The sequence below is a fragment of the Actinomycetospora sp. genome (assembly GCF_055612215.1).
Map to the genome: position 1 here is coordinate 1 of NZ_JBVPVA010001209.1, position 4,403 is coordinate 4,403.

The 4,403-nt window shown below is 76.7% G+C and carries 7 protein-coding genes; 5 read left to right on the forward strand and 2 right to left on the reverse strand.

Annotated features, from left to right (window positions below):
- A partial coding sequence (locus tag AC0CYZ_RS32330) for a hypothetical protein (RefSeq protein WP_472222486.1) occupies window positions 1–635 on the forward strand: 635 nt, incomplete at its 5' end.
- Between the two features lie 234 nt (window positions 636–869).
- On the opposite strand, the gene AC0CYZ_RS32335 is transcribed toward AC0CYZ_RS32330, so the two are convergent.
- Entirely contained in the window at window positions 870–1,319 is a 450-nt protein-coding gene (locus AC0CYZ_RS32335) for a DUF4439 domain-containing protein (RefSeq protein ID WP_472222488.1), read from the reverse strand.
- 28 nt (window positions 1,320–1,347) lie between these two features.
- Window positions 1,348–1,827, reverse strand: a complete 480-nt coding sequence (locus AC0CYZ_RS32340) for a hypothetical protein (RefSeq protein ID WP_472222490.1) — start codon at window positions 1,825–1,827, stop codon at window positions 1,348–1,350.
- Between the two features lie 171 nt (window positions 1,828–1,998).
- Here AC0CYZ_RS32340 and AC0CYZ_RS32345 point away from each other — a divergent pair, with 171 nt between their 5' ends.
- From AC0CYZ_RS32345 to AC0CYZ_RS32360, 4 genes are all read left to right on the forward strand, one after another.
- Window positions 1,999–2,610 carry a ribosome maturation factor RimP gene (locus AC0CYZ_RS32345; RefSeq protein WP_472222492.1) on the forward strand — a complete coding sequence of 204 codons (612 nt, stop codon included), beginning with the start codon at window positions 1,999–2,001 and terminating at the stop codon, window positions 2,608–2,610.
- On the forward strand, window positions 2,607–3,605 hold the full coding sequence (gene nusA / locus AC0CYZ_RS32350; RefSeq protein ID WP_472222494.1) for a transcription termination factor NusA: 999 nt from the start codon (window positions 2,607–2,609) through the stop codon (window positions 3,603–3,605). Before AC0CYZ_RS32345 ends, nusA begins: the two co-directional genes overlap by 4 nt.
- A 71-nt stretch (window positions 3,606–3,676) precedes the next feature.
- Window positions 3,677–4,066, forward strand: coding sequence for a YlxR family protein (locus AC0CYZ_RS32355; RefSeq protein ID WP_472222496.1), 390 nt, complete (start codon window positions 3,677–3,679; stop codon window positions 4,064–4,066).
- A gap of 61 nt (window positions 4,067–4,127) precedes the next feature.
- Window positions 4,128–4,403 (forward strand): translation initiation factor IF-2 N-terminal domain-containing protein (locus tag AC0CYZ_RS32360; RefSeq protein ID WP_472222498.1); only part of this gene is annotated, 276 nt, incomplete at its 3' end.

Consider the following 4,403-nt stretch of genomic DNA (forward strand, 5'->3'; position numbering starts at 1 on the left):
TGGGTCCGTGGGCCTCCGACCCGGGCCGGCCGCACCGCCGGCAGCGCCGGACCCGCCGCGTCGTGGCCGCCGAGTGGCTGGGCACCTGGCGCGGGCTGGGCGTCGCCGCCGCGGCGACCTTCGCGGTGGCCCTCGGCGTCGCGGTGCTCGTCGTGCGCGCGGGGGCACCGACGCCGGAGGAGGCGGCTGCGCTGCCGGTGCGCGTCGTGGACGGGGTGTCCTGGACGCAGCAGGTCGTGGCGACCGAGCCCAGCTGCGAGGGCCACGCCTACGGCCTCGCGGTGCAGTTCCTGCGCCAGCACCCGTGTGTGCAGCTCGACCGCTCGCTGTGGTCCGGCGAGGTCGGGGGTGGCGCGATGGTCGCGTCCGTGGCGGTCGTGACGATGGGCGACGCGGCCTCGGCGTCGGCGTTCAAGGCCCTCGTCGACTCGTCGGGCACCGGGAACGTCGCGGACCTGCTGCGCGAGGGACGGGGCTTCGTGGGGGCGCCGGCCTCGCTCGGGAACGCGGGCTACGGCTCGACCCAGGTGGGGGAGTCGGTGGTGATCGCCGAGACCGCGCCCGGTGCGGGCGGCGGGTCCGTCGGGGAGAGCACGCTCGACCGGGTCGCCCGGCAGGCGACGGCCCTGCGCTGACCGCGACCGAGGCTGCGAGCCCGGCGCGAAGATCAGGAGCACTGAGCGCAGGTTCGGCGGCGCTCCGTCCTGCGGCGTGTGCCCCTCGCGGAGGCCGCCGGATCGGGTCCGCCGCCCGACGATGATCAGGGGCACTGAGCGCAGGCTCGTCGGCCCGCCGAGCTGCGCGGTGTGCCCCTCGCGAGGGCGGCCACGCTTCGCGGCCGGGCCCGCTCCCGGTCGGCAGGACCTCGCTCAGCGCGTTCCGGGGAAGGACGCCACCAGCGGCTGCATGCCGGCCAGGCCGCGCCAGCGCACACCCACCGACGCCGCCGAAACCACGGCAGCCACCCCGGTGCGGCGCAGCTCCGCGTCGTCGGTGCGCTCCAGGACGGCCCGCCACCCGACCGCGGTGTCGTCCTCGGCGACGGCCAGCAGTGCCGCCGCGCTCGCGGCGTCCGTGACGGGGCGCGGGGTCGCGTAGGCCGCGGCCGAGGGAGCCGGCGGCACCCCGGCGGTCTCGCAGAGCGCCACCAGCGCATCCCGGCGCTCCCGGTGCGCCAGGGCGGCGTCGGCGAGCGCGGTCTGCTCGTCGGCGGGGAGGTAGGCCGTCGCCAGCCCGGCGGACCAGATCGCGGCGTGCTCCGCGCCGAGCACGGCCTGGACCGCCGAGCGGGTGTCGGAGTCGTCGAGCGGCCCCGCCATCAGCGCGCCCCGCCCACGAAGGCGCCGCTCACGGCAGCGTCTCCGTCAGCCCGCCGCACGCGGCGGCCACCGAGGCGACGAGCCCGCTGCGGTAGCGCGCCGTCCGCACCGCCAGCTCCGACCCGGCGTCGCGGGCCGCCCCGAGGGAGGTCTTCAGCGCCGTGGCCGCCGCGGCCGACGAGGCGGGCGGCGCGGGGTCGGCCACCGGCGCGGCCACCGCGTCCGCGCGGTCGGGACGCGCCCGGCGCACCTCGGCGGCCAGGGCGTCGGCATGGGCCCGACGCGCGGTGGCCACCGGTCCGACCCGGGCGGCCAGGTCGGGGAACGACCGCCCGGCCACCGTCGCGAGGGCGGCGTCCGCCCGCGCCGCGGCGAGCGGTGCCTCGAGCTCGTCCGGGCCCTCGTCGGCGTTCCCGCAGGCCGCCGCGACGGTGAGCGCGGGCCCCACCAGTGCCAGTCCTGCTGTGGCCCGCAGGACGCTGCGTCGCGACGGCGAGGGGTGGTCCATCGCCGGTCATCCTGCCAGGGAGACCGGGCGGCGGACGGGCCGCCGGGCCGGGTCGCGACGCCACGACGCGGGCTAGGCTGGGACACCCACGGGGCCCCGTCGCCCTCTCCAGGCCGCGCTCCCCGTCCGGACCCACCCCATCCAGGACTCTCCCCGTTGGAGGACCCCGCCGTGTCCCCTGCGCCCGTGGGCTCACCCACCGGTGCCGCCGTCAGCGCCCTGCGCCCCGTCGTCGACGAGGTCGTGAGGCGCGCCGGCTTCGTGCTCGACGACCTCGACGTCCGACCCGCCGGGCGCCGCCTCGTCGTGCGCGTCACCGTCGAACCGCCCGAGGTCCCGGGGGTCGACGACGGCCCGGCCGGCGGCGCCGACCTCGACGCCGTCGCCGAGCTCTCGCGCGACGTCTCGGCCGCCGTGGACGCGCGCGAGTCCGACGACCCGGCGGTGCGCGACGCGCTCGCCGGCGCCTACACCCTCGAGGTCTCGACGCCGGGCACCGACCGGCCGCTCACCGAGCCGCGGCACTGGCAGCGCGCGTGGCTGCGCCGCGTCGCGGTCACCCTCTCCGGGGGCGAGACGCTGACCGGCCGGGTCGGTGGCGTGCACACCCCCGACGACGGTCCGGCGGCGGTCACACTCGCCGTCGGGAAGGACCTGCGCACGGTGTCGCTCGACGAGGTCACGCGCGCCGGGGTCGAGGTCGAGTTCAAGCCCGCCCCGGACGCCGAGGTCGAGGCGCTGCGGGCGGCACGGCGGGACAGCATCGGAGCGGAGGAGCAGTGAAGGTCGACCTGATGGCCCTGCGCGCCATCGAGCGCGACAAGGACATCTCCTTCGAGACCGTCGTCTCGGCCATCGAGTCGGCGCTGCTCTCGGCCTACCGCCAGGCCGGGCGCGAGACGCCGGGCGCCCGCGCCGAGGTCGACCGCGCCACCGGGGAGATCCGCGTGCTGGTGCCGGAGCTGGGGGAGGACGGCGAGCGGGTCGGGGAGGTCGACGACACCCCCGCCGGGTTCGACCGCATCGCCGCGGCGACCGCGCGCCAGGTCGTCGTGGCCAAGCTGCGCGACGCCGAGAACGACCGCAGCTACGGCGAGTACGCCACGCGCGAGGGCGAGGTCGTCTCCGGCGTCGTCCAGCGCGACGCGCGGGCCAACGCGCGCGGCGTCGTCGTCGTCGACATCGGGTCGGTCGAGGGCGTCATCCCGTCCGCCGAGCAGGTGCCCGCCGAGAAGCTGGAACACGGCGAGCGGGTCCGCTGTTACGTCGTCGGTGTCTCGCGGTCGCCGCGCGGCACGGTGGTGACGCTCTCCCGCACGCACCCGAACCTGGTGCGCAAGCTCTTCGCGTTCGAGGTCCCCGAGATCGCCAGCGGCGCGGTCGAGATCACCGCGATCGCCCGCGAGGCGGGCTACCGCTCCAAGATCGCGGTCCGTTCCAACGTCCCCGGCCTCAACGCCAAGGGCGCCTGCATCGGCCCGATGGGGGCGCGGGTGCGCGGCGTCATGGACGAGCTGCACGGCGAGAAGATCGACATCATCGACCACTCCGACGACCCGGCGGAGTTCGTCGGCAACGCGCTCTCGCCGTCGAAGGTCGTCTCGGTGGAGGTGACCGACGAGCGGGCGCGCGCCGCCCGCGTCGTCGTCCCCGACTACCAGCTCTCGCTCGCGATCGGCAAGGAGGGGCAGAACGCCCGGCTCGCCGCGCGGCTCACCGGGTGGCGCATCGACATCCGGTCGGACGCCGAGCCGGAGCCGGACCTCGTCGCCCCGTAGCAGAGGTCGTCCGGCCCGGGTCGTGGGTACGGGCGATTCTGACTGTGGGGACGAGCGCGGTAGAGTGACACATGGCCCGGACCCGCCCGGTCCCTCGCCAGGACGTACCGATCGAAGGACCGGTGCGCACCTGTGTGGGGTGCCGATCGCGGGAGCCGGCGTCGGAACTGCTGCGAGTGGTGGCCGTGGACGGGGCATGCGAACCCGATCCACGGCGTCGCGAGCCGGGGCGGGGAGCCTGGATGCATCCCGCTGCCGACTGTCTGCACCGCGCGGAGCGCCGGTCGGCGTTCCCCAGGGCGTTACGCGTCCCGGGACCGCTGGACACCGGTGCACTGCACGCACTGCTCGGGACGGAACCGTCGTCCGGACCCGGGCGCAGGCCTCGACGCCCCGTCGGAGCCGGAGAACAAGGAAGCAGGTCGACCCCCGATGAGCCAGCCGTGAAGCACTCGCGATGAGCGGGCAGGCGTAGGACACGAGGTCGCGGGCACGCCGCCGACCTCGAGAATGAGGAGATCCGTGGCAGGCAAGGCCCGGGTGCACGAGCTCGCGAAGGAGCTCGGCGTCACCAGCAAGCAAGTACTCACCCAGTTGGAATCCCTCGGCGAGTTCGTCAAGTCGGCGTCCTCGACCGTGGAGGCCCCCGTCGCGCGCAAGTTGCGCGACTCCATGAACGGCGGCGGCAACGGCGGCGCGTCCGCCCGTCGCCCCCGCCCCGGTGCGCGCCCCGGCGCCACCGGCAACGGCGGCGCCCCGGCGTCCTCGGCCCCGGCGTCCGCGCCCGGTCCGCACCCG